The sequence below is a fragment of the Enterorhabdus sp. P55 genome (assembly GCF_009911695.1).
GTDB lineage: Bacteria > Actinomycetota > Coriobacteriia > Coriobacteriales > Eggerthellaceae > Enterorhabdus.
In genome coordinates this window covers 1-17,011 of record NZ_QWKK01000048.1, presented here as the reverse complement: position 1 = coordinate 17,011, position 17,011 = coordinate 1, and the positions used below count along the sequence as shown (strand labels likewise).

Annotated in this window: 13 protein-coding genes; 11 read left to right on the top strand and 2 right to left on the bottom strand. The window is 68.0% G+C overall.

The window, feature by feature from the left end; all coding sequences use genetic code 11:
- Positions 1-129 precede the first annotated feature (129 nt).
- The gene (locus D1643_RS06260; RefSeq protein ID WP_160709726.1) at positions 130-660 is read left to right on the top strand and encodes a GntR family transcriptional regulator; all 531 of its coding nucleotides are present in this window, start codon (positions 130-132) and stop codon (positions 658-660) included.
- Positions 566-1,552 carry a slipin family protein gene (locus tag D1643_RS06255; RefSeq protein WP_160709724.1) on the top strand — a complete coding sequence of 329 codons (987 nt, stop codon included), beginning with the start codon at positions 566-568 and terminating at the stop codon, positions 1,550-1,552. Before D1643_RS06260 ends, D1643_RS06255 begins: the two co-directional genes overlap by 95 nt.
- A gap of 216 nt (positions 1,553-1,768) precedes the next feature.
- Here D1643_RS06255 and D1643_RS06250 read toward each other — a convergent pair whose 3' ends face one another.
- Together D1643_RS06250 and D1643_RS06245 are read right to left on the bottom strand one after the other, a co-directional pair.
- Positions 1,769-2,239: a PIN domain-containing protein gene (locus tag D1643_RS06250; RefSeq protein WP_160709722.1), complete on the bottom strand. Its 471-nt coding sequence runs from the start codon at positions 2,237-2,239 to the stop codon at positions 1,769-1,771.
- A complete protein-coding gene (locus tag D1643_RS06245) occupies positions 2,199-2,519 on the bottom strand; it encodes a hypothetical protein (protein ID WP_160709720.1) in 321 nt (106 codons plus the stop codon). The genes D1643_RS06250 and D1643_RS06245 overlap by 41 nt, the downstream gene beginning before the upstream one ends.
- Before the next feature lie 483 nt (positions 2,520-3,002).
- Between D1643_RS06245 and D1643_RS06240 the strand changes: the two genes are divergently transcribed.
- From D1643_RS06240 to nrfD (D1643_RS06200), 9 genes are all read left to right on the top strand, one after another.
- A complete protein-coding gene (locus D1643_RS06240; protein WP_160709718.1) occupies positions 3,003-5,534 on the top strand; it encodes a molybdopterin-dependent oxidoreductase in 2,532 nt (843 codons plus the stop codon).
- Positions 5,535-6,158, top strand: coding sequence for a 4Fe-4S dicluster domain-containing protein (locus D1643_RS06235; protein ID WP_370520309.1), 624 nt, complete (start codon positions 5,535-5,537; stop codon positions 6,156-6,158).
- Between the two features lie 54 nt (positions 6,159-6,212).
- Positions 6,213-7,475 (top strand): NrfD/PsrC family molybdoenzyme membrane anchor subunit, encoded by a 1,263-nt coding sequence (gene nrfD, locus D1643_RS06230; RefSeq protein ID WP_160709714.1) that lies wholly within the window; start codon positions 6,213-6,215, stop codon positions 7,473-7,475.
- 1,526 nt (positions 7,476-9,001) lie between these two features.
- Positions 9,002-10,042: an NrfD/PsrC family molybdoenzyme membrane anchor subunit gene (gene nrfD / locus D1643_RS06225; RefSeq protein WP_160709712.1), complete on the top strand. Its 1,041-nt coding sequence runs from the start codon at positions 9,002-9,004 to the stop codon at positions 10,040-10,042.
- Between the two features lie 94 nt (positions 10,043-10,136).
- Positions 10,137-10,529, top strand: a complete 393-nt coding sequence (locus D1643_RS06220; RefSeq protein ID WP_160709710.1) for a GntR family transcriptional regulator — start codon at positions 10,137-10,139, stop codon at positions 10,527-10,529.
- A 40-nt stretch (positions 10,530-10,569) separates the two neighbouring features.
- Positions 10,570-11,505 (top strand): slipin family protein, encoded by a 936-nt coding sequence (locus tag D1643_RS06215; RefSeq protein WP_236643418.1) that lies wholly within the window; start codon positions 10,570-10,572, stop codon positions 11,503-11,505.
- Between the two features lie 560 nt (positions 11,506-12,065).
- Positions 12,066-14,528, top strand: a complete 2,463-nt coding sequence (locus D1643_RS06210; RefSeq protein ID WP_160709706.1) for a molybdopterin-dependent oxidoreductase — start codon at positions 12,066-12,068, stop codon at positions 14,526-14,528.
- Between the two features lie 2 nt (positions 14,529-14,530).
- On the top strand, positions 14,531-15,157 hold the full coding sequence (locus D1643_RS06205) for a 4Fe-4S dicluster domain-containing protein (RefSeq protein WP_160709704.1): 627 nt from the start codon (positions 14,531-14,533) through the stop codon (positions 15,155-15,157).
- 13 nt (positions 15,158-15,170) lie between these two features.
- Positions 15,171-16,427, top strand: a complete 1,257-nt coding sequence (nrfD, locus tag D1643_RS06200) for an NrfD/PsrC family molybdoenzyme membrane anchor subunit (protein WP_160709702.1) — start codon at positions 15,171-15,173, stop codon at positions 16,425-16,427.
- Positions 16,428-17,011: the final 584 nt, after the last annotated feature.

The following is a 17,011-nucleotide window of genomic DNA, read 5'->3' as shown; positions in this document are numbered from 1 at the left end:
CCCGGCCGTCGTCGCGTCCGCTGCGTCGCACGGCTCGGCCCGCGCCGCCGCCCCGCGCGCCGCCTCGCCCCTCGGGGCATCCGCGCCGCCGCTTGCGGCGCACGACGAGAGAGAAGGGTTGATCGCACCATGATCAAGTTGGGAAAGACCATCCCCGCCGGGGACCTCTTCGAGCTGGACGAGAAGAGCAGCCTGCCCATCTGGCTGCAGCTCAAGAACCGTTTCATCTACCTCATCACGTCAGGCTACTACCTGCCGGGCGACCAGCTGCCCACCGTGCGCGGGCTGGCAGCCGAGGTAGAGATCAACTACAACACCGTCAGCAAGGTGTACCAGAGCCTCGAGGAGGACGGCTACATCCAGTCGAAGCGCCGTCAGGGCGCCTTCGTGTGCGACGTGAGCGACAAGCCGGGCGTCTCCATCGCCGTCACGGCCGAGATCGTCACGGCGGAGTACCTGCAGCGCTGCCAGGAGTTGGGCATGTCGCTGGAAGACATAGACGCGCAGTTCACGGCCAGCCTGGTGGAGGCCAAGGCCAAGCGCGACCGAGACCAAGGAGCAGCTGATGAGGCGAAGGACCAGAGCGGCCGCGGACGAGTCGTCGTCTTCCCCCGCGCAGCGGACGATTCAGAGCAACGTGCAGCTGGAGACGGGGCGTAGGCGCACCTCGCGCAACGGCGCCGCCGCCTTCACCGTCGTCGTATTCCTCCTGGCCGCGGCCCTCGTGTGTGCCGTGGCCGAGGTGGTTGGCGGCATGGGCGTGGCGGCTATCGTGACGGCCGTCATCGTGGGCGTGCTGGCGGCCTCGTCGGTGCACGTCGTGATGGAGTGGGAGAAGGCCGTGGTCATGCGCTTCGGCAAGTTCAACCGTGTGGCCGGCCCGGGCCTCGTGTTCACCTGGCCCCTCATCGAGTTCTACACCCTGCGCGTGGACCAGCGCGTCATCGCCACCTACTTCGGCGCCGAGGAGACGCTCACGAGCGACCTGGTGCCGGTGAACGTGGACGCCGTGGTGTTCTGGATGGTGTTCTCCGCGAAGAAGGCCGCCATCGAGGTGGAGGACTACGCGAGCGCCGTGTCGTGGATGTCCCAGGCCATGCTGCGCAAGGCCATCGGCCGCGCGACCCTGAGCGAGGTGGCCACGCGCCGCGACCAGCTGGACGCCGAGCTCAAGGACGTGCTGGAGGAGAAGCTGGCCGACTGGGGCATCGCCGTCATGGACGTGGAGGTGCGCGACATCGTGGTGCCCAAGGAGCTGCAGTCGTCCATGGCCGCCGAGGCCGTGGCCACTCGCGAACGCAACGCCCGCATGATCATGGCCGAGGCCGAGCGCGATATCTCCGAGATGCTGCGCGACGCCTCCGAGGTGTACGACGGCGACGCCGAGGCCCTGCGCCTGCGCACCATGCACCTGGCCTACGAGTCGGTGAAGCAGTCCGGCGGCACCGTCGTCATACCGAGCGCCTTCAGCGAGGGCTTCACCGGCGCGCCCGAGGACGCCGAGCGCGCCGCCCGGGCCGTCCGCCCCGCGGAGCATCCGACGGCGGGGTAGCGCGCTCGTCGTCGCCGAGCGCGCCGCCCTGCGCCGAATCGACGCCGCCTCGCATCGGGGCGGCGCCGCTGCTCTTGCGAGGAAGCGCCCCCGCGTCCCCGCAGAGCAGGGGAGCGGCTGCGCGCATTGCGCGGCGCCGCTCGCGCCGGCCACTGTCCACGTCGCCGCGGCGCCGCTCGGCGTGCCTCTCCCGCAGCGCTCCGCAGGGCGGGGCGGCTACCAGTCCATCGTGTCGTAGGTGATGCCGCGCTCGCGTTCCAGGTAGTCGAAGAGCTCCTGGGGCGAGAGCGCGGGCACGCGGCTGCGCTCGAATCCCCGGGCGTCGCGAGTGACCAGGAAGTCGGCGCCCACCTTCTCTGCTGCCAAGGACACCAGGCAGTCCTCGAAGTCGGGCCACGCCCGCTCGGTCGCCCGCTCGATGTCCCCCTTGTCCACCGAGCACACGTTGAGCCACGCCAGGCTCTCCTTGAAGGTCCGCTGCAGTGCCGTGTCCTCGCATCGGCGCGACAGTGCGTAGAAGACGTCGTTGAACGACTTCGCCGACGCCCAGAGCTCCACGTCGCCGAACGACTCGGCCACCATGAGCTGCACGGCCAGGTCGGAAAAGGGCCGCCTGTCCTGGTAGAAGTCTATGAGAATGCTGGTATCAACCAAGATACGCGGCGTAGCGTTCGCTTCGTGCGTCATTGAGCTGCTCCTCGAAGGTTTGGGGGTCGTTCGGGTCGGCGGTGCTCACCCTCATGACGGCCAGGGACGAGCGAATGCGCTCCCGCTGCGCCGGGCTGAGGGCCCGATGCCCTGGCTCGGGCGTAGCAGCCCCCTCCTCGCGAGGCAACCGGCGCTCCGCGAGCAGGTACGCGTAGGCGGCGTTCACCAGCTGGGTGGGCGTGGCCCCTATCTCACGCAGGATCTCCCCTCCCTGCTCCTTGACCTCCGCGGGAACCCGCGCAGTGACGATGGCATCCACAGCTTTCCTCCTTACGTAATACGGTAATACCAAGTATAGCCTCCTCTGTTGCAAAGGGCCAGAGAAAACATGCTTCATGTGAAACATTTGTTCAAATATCCTGTTCGAACTGCAAAAACGTCCGTCCATTTCATCATCATGAGCGGCGGTCTCATCCTTTGTCATAGATTGTCATACAAAACTTGTTGACGGAGGGGGGTCTCTATGACAGACTAGGACAAGAAGAATCCGGCCGATTCTATGTGCAGAGGACGCGGCAGCCGCGCAGCCCGGGGAGCGGCGAGGGGAGACACCCCCTCGCACAGGCGCGCTGCCAGAGGAGGGAAGCACCGCAGGAGGCACGGCGCCCCAGAGCGTTGGCGCCAGCATAGGCGGCCAGCCCCTTTCCGTCCAGCCAGAGGAGGGACCATGGACTTCCCCTTTGCGGCGCGGCCCAACGAGGGCCAGTCGGGAAGTCATGGCTGTTCAAAGGAGAGGAAGACTATGAGTGGTACCACCCTTACCCGCCGCTCGTTCCTGAAGACGACCGGGGCGGTCGCCGGGGCCTCGTGCCTCGGGGCCGGGTCGTTCGGGGCGCTGCGGGCTTTCGCCGACGACCAGGACGAGAAGCCTGGCGAGGGCGAGCAGCTGTTCAACTGCAACTGCCGATCCAACTGCATGGGCTCGTGCCGCCTGCTCGCCCACGTGCGAGACGGCAAGCTCGTGAAGCTCTCGCCCGGCGGCTACCAGGAGCCCGGCTACACCGGCTGCTGCCTGAAGGGGCTGTCCTACGTGGAGCGCATCTACAGCCCCACCCGCATCCAGTACCCCATGCGCCGCGTGGACGGCACGGAGCGCGGAGCCGGCCAGTGGGAGCGCGTGACCTGGGACGAGGCCATCGCCGAGATCGCCCAGAAGATGCAGGACACCATCGATCAGTACGGCCCCAAGGCCATCGCCTTCGACGCCGCTTCGGGCAACTACGGCTACATCAACGGCGTCTATGGCCTGTTCCCGCGCCTTGCCGCGTGCCTGGGCGCCATCAAGACGGCGGCCTGCTACGACTACGCGGCCGGCCACGGCATCGACCGCGTGCTCGGCACCGGCGACTGGCAGTACTGCAACGAGCCCAACAGCGTGCTCGACTCGTCCATGGTGGTGGTGTGGGGCACCAACCCCGTGTTCACCCACCCGCACAGCTGGCGCTGGATCCAGTGGGCCAAGGAGAAGGGCACGAAGGTGGTCACCATCGACCCCATCAAGTCCGCCACCGCCCATCGCTCCGACGAGTACATCCGCGTGAATCCCGGCCACGACGGCTACCTGGCGCTGGCCATGGCCAACTACGTCATCGAGCACGACCTGGTGGACGACGCGTTCATCGCCGACCGCTCCAACGCCGCTTTCCTCGTGCGTCAGGACACCAAGCGCCACCTGTCCACGGCCAACTGGCCGGCGGAGTCCGCGGCGACCTACGCCGCCACCGTGGCCGCCGCCAAGGAGAAGTACGCCGCCCAGGGGCCCACGGCCGTGGCCGCGGCGGTGGCCGCCATCCCCATCGACTACTACGTGTGGGATAACGCCACCGGCTCCATCGTCCTGTTGGACGATGCCACCGACCCGGCGATGGAGGGCTCGTTCTCCACGCCCGACGGCATCGCCCTCGACACGTCCTACTCGCTGCTCAAGGAGCAGCTCTCGCAGTACTCCATCGCCGAGGCCGCGCGCCTGACGGGCCTCACCGAAGACTTCATCGTCGAGTTCACCGAGCGCTTCGCCGCCGAGGACGCCGTGTCGGTCAACATCACCTACGGCCTCGACCATTACCTCAACGGCTACCACAACACCTGGGCCATCGCCATCCTCATGGCGCTCACGGGCAACCTGGCCAAGCCGGGCGCGGGCTTCACCGGCGTGTTCACCACCCGCTGGTCGCCGGAGACGCTGGGGTTGTGGGTCACTAAGGAGTACAAGGGCCTCAACGCCACCATCCCGTTCGGCCTCATGCCCGAGATCGTGGCCACCCAGTCGCTCAACGGCAAGCCCTTCCCCATGAAGGTGATGGTGTCCTACTGCGCCAACCCCGCCAGCAACCTGGGCGGGCAGCGCGAGTTCCTCGACCGCCTGCTGCCGAACCTCGACTACTACGTGGTCATCGACATGGAGATGACCGACTCGGCCCAGTACGCCGACATGGTGCTGCCGGCCACGTCGTGGTATGAGGTGGAGGACATCCGCGCCGGCTACAACAACCCCTACACCATCTTCCAGGAGAAGGCTATCGAGCCGCTCTACGAGAGCAAGCCGGACTCCGAGATCGCCTACCTGCTCGGCCGTGCGCTCGGGTTCGAGGCGTCGTTCCCCGAGGGCGACGACATCGACACCTGGGGCGCCATCCTGTTCAGCAACGCGGCTTCCAAGGCCAAGGGCCTCACCCTCGACCGCTTCCGCCAGGAGAAGGTCATTCAGACCACGGGCACGCCCGGCGAGTCGTTCATCACGGGCATGACCTCGCCCTTCACCACCGAGAAGGGTCGCGTGCGCCTGTACACCGACAACCCCCAGCCCCGCCTGAATTACGGCCAGGACCTCTCCGATCGCGTGGACGGCGAGCACCTGGTGTACTACCGCGACCCGGCCGAGGCCGGCGTCGACAGCCCGCTGGCGGAGAAGTACCCGCTCGTGTACCTGCAGGAGCACTCCCGCTTCCGCGTGCACACCCAGTGGGGCCGCGTGCCGCTGCTGCGCGAGCTCGATCCCGAGCCGCTGGCCAAGGTCAACGGCAAGGATGCGGCCGATCGTGGTGTGACCACGGGCGATCTGGTGGAGGTCTACAACGACCGCGGCCGCTGCGTGGTGAAGTGCCTCATCGACGAGTCCATCGCGCCCGGCGTCGTCTCCATCCCCAAGGGCTGGCAGCGTGACCAGTTCATCGAGGGCGGCTACCAGGAGATGTCCCAGCCGGGCATGGATCCGTACCCCTCCGCCGCGTCGTTCTACGACGCCCGCGTCAACTTCAGGAAATGGGAGGCTTAAATCATGCGCTACGGTTTTGCGATTGACACGAAGCGGTGCATCGGCTGCCACACCTGCTCGACGGCCTGCCGCATCGAGAACAACCTGCCCAACGGCGTGTGGTGGAACCGCGCGCTCACCGAGGGCGGCTCTGAGATGGACACGCCGGCAGGCGAGTTCCCCGAGGCGACGATGAGCTACCTCACGGTGGCCTGCCAGCACTGCGAGAACCCCGCCTGCGTGAAGGTGTGCCCCGTCGGCGCCACCTACAAAGATCCGGAGACCGGCGTGGTGCGCCAGGACTACGACAAGTGCATCGGCTGCCGCATGTGCATGGCGGCCTGTCCCTACACGGGCGTGCGCTCCTTCAACTGGGAGGAGCCGCAGCATACGATCGACTTCGCCGTGGGCGATGCCGACGCCGCGCCACACCAGAAGCACGTGGTGGAGAAGTGCACCATGTGCTGGCATCGCCTGGCGAAGGGGGAGGAGCCCCTGTGCGTGAAGACGTGCCTGGCCCGCGCCCGCTTCTGGGGCGACCTGGACGATCCCGACTCCGAGGTGGCCACGCTCGTGCGTGAGCGCTCGTCCAAGCAGCTGCTGGCCGACGAGGGCACGAACCCGTCCGTGTACTACCTGGTGTAATTCCTGGTGCGGCGCGCCGTTTGCCCGGTGCGCCGCCTTCTGAAGGAGATACTTATGACTGAACTCAACAACGTCGCCGTCTCCGACGACGACTTCAACCCGGCCGCGGCGCCCAAGGCGCGCGAGACCGCGGGCGCGAAGGCCGCCGTGTGGGGCGGCAAGGGCCTGACCGCCGCCATCGCCGTGTCGGGCGCGCTTGCCGTGATCGGCATCGCGCTGTGGGTGGTGCAGCTTTCGGGCGGCATGGTGCAGACCGGCATGCGCAACCTGGACAGCTGGGGCCTCTACATCACCAACTTCATGTTCTTCGTGGGGCTCTCTGCCGGCGGTCTCATCATCTCGTCGGTGCCGAAGGCCTTTGGCATCGCGGGCTTCGGCGGCATCTCCAAGGTGGCCGTGTGGTCGTCCATCGCCGCCACCGTGTGCGCCATCGCGTTCGTCGTGGTGGACCTGGGCCAGCCGCTGCGCCTGTGGGAGCTCTTCGCGTACTCCAACCTGGGCTCGCCGCTCATGTGGGACATCATCGTGCTGGGCACCTACCTCATCCTGTCCTGCGTGTACCTGTGGGCCCAGCTGCGCGCCGAGGCCGGCAAGGTGTCGAGTACGGCGCTGCGCGTGATCTCGGTGGTCGCGCTTGTGTGCGCCGTGCTCGTGCACTCGGTGACCGCCTGGATCTTCGGCCTGCAGCAGGGCCGCGAGATGTGGCACACCGCCCTGCTGGCGCCTTGGTTCGTGTCGTCGGCCCTCGTGTGCGGCACCGCCCTCGTCGCCATCGTCGTGGTGGCGCTGCGCAAGGTCGGCTACCTCGAGCTCGACCAGGCCTACGTGGTGAAGCTGGCCAAGCTCTTGGGCGTGTTCGTCGTGGTTGACCTCTACTTCTTCGGGTGCGACCTGCTCACCGAGGCCTTCCCGGCTGCCGGTGGCCTGGCCGTGGTGGACATGCTCGTCTCCGGCCCGCTCGCACCGTTCTTCTGGGTTGAGATCATCGGCTGCGTCGCGTGCGCCGTGGTGTGCTTCACGCCGTCGCTGCGCCGCCCCGGCCTGATCGTGGCTGCCTCGGCGCTCGCCATCGCCGCCATCTTCTGCAAGCGCGTGCAGCTGCTGGTGGGCGGCTTCCAGCTGCCGACCCTCGATTTGCCCGGCCCCGTGACCTCCCTGACCGTCACCGGTTGGGAGGCCGGCGTGGCCGGCGCCTACGAGGGCCTGGTGTACTGGCCGACCATGATCGAGTGGGGCGTCACCCTGGGCGTCATCGGCCTGGGCGCGTTCATCCTGCTGGCCGGCTTGAAGTTCCTGCCCCTGCGTCCGCAGGACTAGCGGCTCTTCCCGTGATCCCCGCGCGGCCCGGCCTGATGCCGCGCGGGACTCGCCCGGCCCCTCCTGGCCGCGGCCCGGCTTGGTGCCGCGCGGGGATTGCCTGGCCCCTCCTAGCCGCGACCGGCCTGGTGCCGCCGCGGCCTCTGCTTCCCCTCTGGCCGCAGCCCGGCAACCCTCCCGCCGGGCTTGCGGGCACGTTGATAGTCGGGGTCTCCGCCGCCCACCCTTTGCGCCGCCCCGGCCGCGCGCCGCCCCGCGCCCACCCAGCGCGAGGGCGGCGCTTCTTTTTTGCACGCTGGGCGTCGGGGCGGCCCCTCCGCGACTCTGGTCGGTGTCCCGGCGCCCGGCTGGCGCGAGGCTGCCGGCCCCGCGCCGCCCCCATCCGCCCCGCGCCCAGCATCCTCCCGCCCTCCCCCGAGCCCGCCATCGCCCTCCGCCTCGAATGTTTCACGTGAAACATTCGTTCCCTGATGGCGTGGCCGGAGCGCCCGTGCTCGGCCCCGCGCCGTGTCGTGGGGAGGGGCGCCCCCCCCGCCGCGGCGCCGGCTCACGCTGGCACGCCGCCGCTCGGTCGCATCTGTCCCGTCTGCGCTCAGTGCCCCCTCCTTGCGTCCATCCGATCGCCGCCCTCGCGCCAGCCCGCGCCGTGCGCCTCGCCCGTACCGTGAGCCGCGCCCCGCGCCTGACGCGCCCGCTGCGTCTCGACATGCGTACGTCTCCCGCTATCGCCCGCGCCGCGCCCGCAGTCGCGGCGCTGAGGCTCCTCCCTGGCGTCCTCCGACGCCGTTCGCTGGTCCGTGCGGCCCGCGGGCGTTGTCGCGCCTAGGGAGCCGGCGCCGTCAGGTTGTCGTGTCCGAGCTTGTCGTCTCTTCTGGGGGGGGGCGCCCGTCGGGCCGGCGCGTCTCGGGGCGCCTCCCTTTTCCGAACCCGGCGTGTGTCTGCCCCCTCCGCGCCCGCCCCCGGAACGGGGGGTACGGCTCCTCGTCGGAGAATGGCCAAAAATGACGACCTGACGACAAATTCGCGTGCCGGCGGCTCCTTTTGCGACGCATTTGGTCGCGTTGTCGCTGCCGATCTTTGCGCGACCTGGGATTTTGTCGAATGGTGTCCCCGGCGTTTGCCGCACGGCGTCGTCAGGTCGTCATTTCTGGCCATTTTGGAGAAAGATCTGCACGGCGAGGGGGCCGACGCGCGGCCTTGGGCCTTCTGCCACCCATCGCCTGCATTCCGCCTGCCAACTCTGCCCGCCGCGCCCGCGTCGCCGTCAACTCCGCACGCCGTCGACTCCGTGTGGCGACGTCCCCATTCGCGCCCGGGTGCTCACCGCCGCCGAGGTCGCTCGCCATCCGCCGTCCACCTTTGCCGTGTCGCTCCCAGTCGCCCAGTCCCGGGCGACGCGCTCGTCGTGCGCCCGGCGCCTGCCTCTTGCCAGCAAGGGGCGGCGCCCGCTACCATGGACGCGTAAGTTGTCCTAGGCTAATGCGTAGCGCGCGGGCGCGCGGGCGCAGTGGGGGGGAGGGGGAGGCGTGATCGGAGACCTGGCAGTTTGCTACCTGTTCCTGGCCGGCGCCGGCGCCGGGGCCCTTGCGGCCGCCGTGGTGCTCGAGTTGCTCACGCCTCGCGACGCGCGCTGCGCCCTCATTGACTCCCAGCCCGGCGCGATTCTCGCGTGTCCCGCACGCCCATGTCGCGCCCCCCGCTCGCCCCGCGTTTCGCTCGGCCGCTCGACTGGCCCGCGCGCAGGCGTCTACCCCCTTCGAGCCTCCGTTATCCCGCGCGAGAGGCTCCGCCCCTTTCTCGGGCCGGCCTACGGGGTGGGCCTGGCCGCTGTGCTCCTGGGCATGTTCTGTCTGATGGCCGATCTCGGCCGACCCGATCGTCTGCTCGCGCTCTTCCTGGCCCCCTCGCTCAGCTATATCGCGGTGGGCGCCTACCTGCTGGCGGCTCTCGTGCTATGCGCCGTCCCGCTCGTCGGCCTGTGGATCTTCGGCGCGTCGCGGCTGCCGGCCTGGCTCGTCGCCGTCGCACGCGTCGGGTGCCTGGCGGCTGCCGTGGCGGTCATGGCCTATACGGGGCTCTTTCTGGCCAGTTTGCCGGCCGTCCCCTTCTGGCACTCTCCCTGGCTCCCGGTGCTCTTCGTCGCCTCGTCGGCTTCTGCGGGGCTGGCGCTCGTGGCGGCCGCTGTCGTCCTCGGACCGTCGCCCGAGGCGTTCTCCATCACGCTGCGTCGCATCCTTCGCGTCGACGCGCTCCTCGTCGCGGCGGAGTCGGCGGTTCTTGCCGCGCTGCTAGCCGAGGCCCTCGTGACGGGCGGCGTGGGGTGGGAGTCGGCGACAGCCCTGCTGGCCGGCCGCCTCGCCCTTGCGTTCTGGCCGATCGCAGTCCTGCTCGGCCTGGCCGTGCCCCTCCTTGCCGACCTGCTCATCCGCGATGCCGCCCCGCGTCCGGCCCTCGCCGTCTCCGTCTGCATCCTGGCGGGCGGCCTTGCGCTGCGCTGGTGCGTCATCCAGGCGGGAGTCTCGCCGGATATAGCCGCTTCCGTCGCCGTGGCCCTTGGGATGGGCTGAGAGGTGCATAATGGGCAGATGACGAACGCGCATCCGCCGACGCCCGACGCGCGCCGCGCCTCCCGGCCGCCCCGATGAGAGGAAGCCCCGCCCTGTGGTTTTGTTCGAGGTAGACAAGAAAAGTGACCTGCCGCCGTGGCTTCAGCTGCGCAATCGGCTCGCGTACCTCATCGCCACCGGGTATTTCAAGCCGGGCGAGAAGCTTCCCACTGTGCGCGGCCTGGCAGCCGAGATATCCATCAACTTCAACACGGTCAACAAGGCCTACATCAGCTTGATGGACGAGGGCTACATCGAGTCCCGCCCCGGCAAGGGCACCATCGTCCGCGAGATCAGCCCCGAGAAGAGCGAGAAGCTGGAGTCGGTGGACACGCTCATCGAGGACTGCGTGGACGCCTGCCTGGCCATGGGGCTCGACTTCGACGACGTGAGCAAGCGCATCAAGAAGAAGATCCACGACATGGAGAGGGAGCGCGGAAATGACTAGAGGGGGAAGAGGGGACGACCAGGCGACGACGCGCGGGGCGATGGCTCGCAGATCGCGTGGCGTGGTGGTGGATTCTCCGGTGATCGAGACCGACCGCACCGCTTCGCGCGCTGGTGCGCTCATCTTCTCGACGGCGCTGTTCGCCGTGGTGTTCGGCCTGGTGCAGGCGGCGTGGGTGGCGGCGATGGGCGAGCTGGGCCTCGGCGGCATCGTGGCCGGCGTCGTCCTCGGGTGGCTGGCGGTGTCGGGCATCCACGTCTGCCAGCAGTGGGAGCGCATCGTGGTGCTGCGCCTGGGCCGCCTCAACCGCGTGTCGGGCCCGGGCCTGGTGTTCACCTGGCCCATCGTTGAGCACTGCGCGCTCTACGTGGACATGCGCACGCGCTCCATTCCCTTCGGCGCCAAGGAGACCCTCACGGCCGACCTCATCCCGCTCGACATCGACGCGGTGCTCTACTGGATGGTGTGGGACGCCGAGAAGGCGTGCATGGAGATCAACAACTACAGCCTGGCCGTGCAGCTGGCGGCCCAGACCGCGTTACGCGACGCCATCGGGCGCTCCACCGTGGCCGGCATCACCATCCGCCGCAACCAGCTCGATCAGGAGCTGACCCAGGTGCTCGACGAGAAGGTGTCGGAGTGGGGCATCACCGTGCTGTCGGTGGAGATTCGCGACATCATCGTGCCCGAGGCGCTGCAGGAGGCCATGTCGCTCGAGGCCCAGGCTGAGCAGCGGAAGAAGGCGCGCATCATCCTCATGGAGGCCGAGCAGGCCATCGCCGACATGGCCACCGAGATAGGGGAGGCCTACGACGGCAACGAGAACGCGCTCGACGTGCGCCGCATGCACCTCATGTACGAGAGCGTGCGCGAGACCGGCGGCACCGTGGTGCTGCCGAGCTCCTTCGCCGACGGGTTCGGCGAGGGCGCCGGCGCCAGCGCGCTCGAAGACGTAGCGAAGGCGCTCGGGAAGTAGCGTGCCGGGCGCCGCCGGGCTGCGGGCGACTGGGGCGCCCTGGGCGCCGGGCTACGAGGCGCGCGGGTCAGGATGATGCTGCCCGCAGCGTGCACTCGTCCGTGCGTCGCGCCGGCGTTGTTTTCGCCAAAAACCGAGATCATGCGCCGCCTCCACGTGGCCTTCGCGGAACGCTCTCATGAGAAACGTCATCACGCCGGCGTTTTGCCTGATAAAAGCCGCGATTAACTTCTAGGGACCGCTTCGATCGTGCTCATCGGGGTTCACAACCTCGGTTTTTGGCAGAAACGCCGCCCCAAGCTTGCGTGACGTCCTGTCCGTCCCCGTTATTCTCAGCTGCAAGCGCCGCCTATTCGCTAAAATCGCGCCCTCGGATAGAAGACTATTCTCAAAAAAGAATGGCTCTCTCCAAACTTATCCTAGGATAAACATTGAATATCCTAGGATAAGTTGCTATGGTGACCCTAGCTGAATCGGCCGATTCTCTGAACGTAGGGTAGGGGAGCGCCGCGCGTCGACGGACGTAGCCGCGCAGCCCGACGGTATCAAGAGGAGGAGAGATGTCAGAAGCAAGTAGCGGGGGCCTGACCCGTCGCGCCTTTCTGAAGACGACGGCGGCTGCAACCGCCGTCACCGCCGCAGGTGCGGGCCTTTCAACGGTGGCCGCTCATGCGGCATCGCCCACGAGGGGACTTCCCGATGAGCAGTCCTTCGTGAACACCTGCCGCGGAAACTGTGGCGGCAAATGCGTGCTGGTAGGGAAGGTGCGCGAGGGGAAGCTCGTCCAGACGCGCCCCTACGAGCCGCCTGAGGGCTTCGAGCGCAGTCGTATGGGCTGCGTGAAGGGCGTCACCTACCCGCAGCGCCTCTACGCCCCGAACCGCGTGCTGTACCCGATGATCCAGCGCGGTGAGCGCGGCAGCGACAACTGGGAGCGCGTGAGTTGGGACGAGGCCATCGCCTACGTGAGCGACCACATCAACAAGGCTCAGGCCGAGTACGGGCCCAATGCCTTCGGCCTGTGGCACTCCTATGGCTCTGAAGGCTGGCTGAACGGCGCCTACCACCAGTCCACGGGCGTGGGCTACCACCGCTTCCTCAACACCTTCGGCGGCACCGTCATCATTCCTGGCGGCGATCAGGCCCAGGTGTACATGGGCCTCTTCGTCATGCAGCACGGCACCAACTCCACGGCCGACTACACCAACGCTAAGACGCTCATCGCCTGGGGCGCCAACGTGACCGACACCGTGCGCTGCTGCTGGCCCTACATCTGCGACGCGCGCGACAAGGGCGCTCGCATGATCGCCGTCGATCCGCGCTACACCATCACCGCCGCTGGCAGCGATACGTGGATCCCGGTGCGCAGCGGCACCGACGGCGCCCTCATGCTGGCCATGGCCAACTTCATCATCGACAATGACCTGGTGGACTGGGACTTCCTGGCCAAGAAGTCAGTGGCGCCGCTGCTCATCAAGGATGATGGCTCGTACTTCAAGCTGTCCGACATGGGCATTCCGCCCACCGAGGGTCCCATCAGCCCCTGGACGGGCCAGCCGGTCATCATCAACCCGGAGGTGGTCTTCGACAAGGCCACCGGGCAGCTCGCCTCGCAGTTCACCGCCGAGGATCCGGCTGTGACCGGCGAGTTCGAGTACGAGGGCACGCGTCTGCGCACCGTCTTCGACTACGTGCGCGACATGACGAAACAGTTCACTGTCGAGTTCGCCGCGAAAGAGTGCGATATCTCCGAGGAGCAGGTCATCGACCTGGCCACCACCTATGCCACGAACGGTCCTACCACCGTCGTGATGGCGCAGGGCATCTGTCACCACGTGAACTCGCGCCACAACTACAAGAACCTCGCCTACCTTGCCAGCCTCACCGGCAACATCGATAAGCCGGGCGCGTGCATCTACTTGAACAAGAACCACGTGAACGTGGAGACGACCACGCTCACCACCAAGGAGATGTACCCCGATCCCTCTCTGATGAAGCCCTATGCCACGCTCTGCTCGGAGCGTGTGCCCGAGGTGCTCGAGACGGGCAAGCTCGGCGAGGCCGACCTTCCGCTCAAGGTCGTGATGATCGTGAGTGCCAATCCGTTCGCCAGCGAGTCGGGGCGCCCGCGTTTCCTCGAGACCCTCAAGCACCTTGACTGCCTGGTCACCGTCGACTGCTTCATGTCCGATACGGCGCGCTACTCCGACGTCATTCTTCCCGTGGGACTCTCCTTCGAGCAGGAGGACTTCCTGCAGATCAGCTCGCATGAGGTGGACTTCCTCATGCAGAAGGCCGTCGAGCCGGCGGGCGAGGTCAAGAGCGACTTCGAGATCTACAACCTGCTCGCGCCGAAGATCGGCCTTGACGGCCTCTACGACAAGGATGCCGAGGGCTACCTGCACGCGCTGCTCGATAACGAGGCCAACAAGAAGATCGGCCGCACCTACGACGACTTCAAGCGCGAGGGCGTCATCGCGGACTGGAGCGAGGAGCCGGTCATCGGCACCGAGGCCAACGCCCTCAAGCGGGTGCAGTTCTACCTCCCCGACCTCATCGCCCGTGACGTCGCCTACACCGTGCTGCCTGCCGAGGAGAAGATCCCCTGGTACGAGCATGCGATGGAGGCCTATCAGGACAACCCGCTGCGCGAGAAGTACCCGCTGTTCGGCAACAGCGAGCACAGCAACTACACGGGCCATTCGATGTACAACGACATCCCGTGGATTCATGAGATATGGGGTGATCCCTACGTGATGCTGAACGACGAGACCGCCGCCGAGCGCGGCATCGCGGAAGACGATCTCGTGCGCGTGTTCAACGACCGCGGCGAGGTGGTTCTGCGCGCAAGGCTCACGAAGGGCCTGCGCAAGGACTCGATCATCCTGCCCCACGGCCCCCAGCAGGATGCCTACCGTGTGGGGCATCCCCAGGATCTGACGCTCTGCTTCAGCGACTTGACCGGAAACAGCTCGTACAACGACTTCCTCTGCGAAGTCGAGAAGTGGAAAGGGGGTGAGTAGCCATGACGCACTACGTGATGGTCGTTGACACCAAGCGCTGCGTCGGGTGCAACAACTGCTCCATGACCTGCAAGGTTGAGAACAACATCCCCGAGGGGATCTGGTGGAGCCGCTCGCTGACTGATGGCGGAGAGGCGGAGCTCACGCCGCGCGGCGACACGCCGGACACGATGTATATGCGCTTCCTCACGCTTGCCTGCCAGCACTGCGAGAACCCCGCGTGCGTGAAGGTGTGCCCCGTCGGCGCCACCTATCGTGATGAGGAGACGGGCATCGTTCGCCAGGACTACGACAAGTGCATCGGCTGCCGCATGTGCATGTCGGCCTGCCCCTACACCGGCGTGCGGTCGTTCAACTGGGAGGAGCCGAAGTACTTCCTCGACTTCGCGACTGGTGATGAGGACGTGCCCAAGCACCAGAAGCACGTCGTGGAGAAGTGCACCATGTGCTACCACCGCGTGGCTCGCGGCGAGCGCCCTGCCTGCGTTGACATCTGCCGCGGTATCGCGCGTCACTGGGGTGACCTGGATGATCCGAACTCGACGGTCTCCCAGCTGCTCGCCGAGCGCTCCCACACGCAGCTGCTGCCCGAGATGGGCACCAAGCCGTCCGTGTATTTCCTGGTGTAAGGAGGGATGAGGAATGACTGATACCAATAGCGTCGCCGTCGTGGACGACGACTTCGCCGCCGCGCCTAAGGCGCCCGAGGCGGCCGGCGCCCGGGCCGCGGCCTGGGGCGGGAAGGGCCTCAACGCGGGCATCGCGATCGCCGGCGTGCTCACCGTGGCCGGCCTGGCCCTGTGGGCGGTGCAGCTCACCGGCGGCATGGCGCAGACCGCGATGAGGAACCTCGACAGCTGGGGCCTCTACATCACGATGTTCATGTTCTTCGTGGGCCTGTCGGCCGGCGGCCTCATCATCTCGTCGGTGCCCAAGGCCTTCGGGATCAGGGGCTTCGGCGGCATCTCCAAGGTGGCCGTCATGTCGTCGATCGCCGCCACCGTGGCCGCCATCGGCTTCGTGGTGGTCGACCTGGGCCAGCCCCTGCGCGTGTGGGAGCTGTTCGCCTACTCCAACCTGGGGAGCCCCCTCATGTGGGACATCATCGTGCTGGCGACCTACCTGATCCTCTCCTGCGCCTACCTCTGGGCCCAGGTGCGGGCCGAGGCCGGCAGGGTGTCGAGTACGGCGCTGCGCGTGATCTCGGTCGTGGCCCTCGTGTGCGCCGTGCTCGTCCACTCCGTGACCGCCTGGATCTTCGGCCTGCAGCAGGGCCGCGAGATGTGGCACACGGCGCTGCTGGCCCCCTGGTTCGTGAGCTCGGCGCTCGTGTGCGGCACCGGCCTCGTGATCTGCGTGGCCGCCGCCCTGCGCCGCGCGGGCTACCTCGCCCTCGAGCAGGCCTACCTGGTCAAGCTCGCCAAGCTGCTCGGCGCCTTCCTCGTGGTCGACCTCTACTTCTTCGGCTGCGACCTCCTGACCGAGGCCTTCCCCGGGGGCGAGGGCCTGGCCGTGGTGGACATGCTCGTGTCCGGCCCGCTCGCGCCCTTCTTCTGGGGCGAGGTGGTGCTCTGCGTGGCTGCCGCCGTCGTCTGCTTCACGCCCTCCCTGCGCACCACCCCGCTGCTCGTGGCGGCGAGCGCGGCCGCCGTCCTGGCCATCCTCTGCAAGCGCGTGCAGCTGCTCGTGGGCGGCTTCCAGCTGGCCAACGTCGACCTCCCCGGCGCCGTCACCCCGATGACGCTGACCAACTGGGAGGCCGGCCTCCAGGGCGCCTACCAGGGCCTCGTGTACTGGCCGGCCCCCATCGAGTGGGGCGTGGCGCTCGGCGTGGTGGCCCTCGCCGTCCTCGTCTTCCTGCTGGGCCTCAAGTTCCTGCCCCTGCGCCCGCAGGACTAGCAGCTTCCCCGGCGGCGGCGTCCCTCCCTCCACGCCGCCGTCCGTCTTCCCGGCGCCTTGCGCGCCCCTGTCAGGACGGCCCGCCTCTCCGGCGGGCCGTCCTGCGTTCCGGGGCTCTCCCTCCAGCCGGACGCCCGCCGCGTGCGGGCGCCTGCGCGCATCGGGCCGCGGAGCCGGCAGGTTGCCTGCGGCCCCGCGCGTCCCGCTGCGGGGTCGTTGGCTGCGCCCCGCCTTCACCCTCCCGTGTTGCCTGACATCTTGCAACAACGTTCTCATGTCGCCGCCGCTGTCTCGCAGCCTCGCCTTCCGCGCCCTGCGCCCCTGAGCCCTCGCCCTCGTGCTGCGCCCGAAGGGCTAGCGCCCCCAGCTGTGGCGCCGAGGCTCCCTCCCGGCGCACCTGAGGGGCTGGAGCCGGTGGGCTGCCTGCGGTTCTGCGTGTTCCGTCGCGAGGATCGTTGGCTGCGCCCTGCCTTCATCTCTCTGTGTTGTCCGGCGCCTTGCGGCATCGCTCTCATGTTGCGCTCGTCGCCTCGTAACCCCGCTCTCGCGTGCTGCCCCCCGGACCCCCGGACCCCCGGACCCCC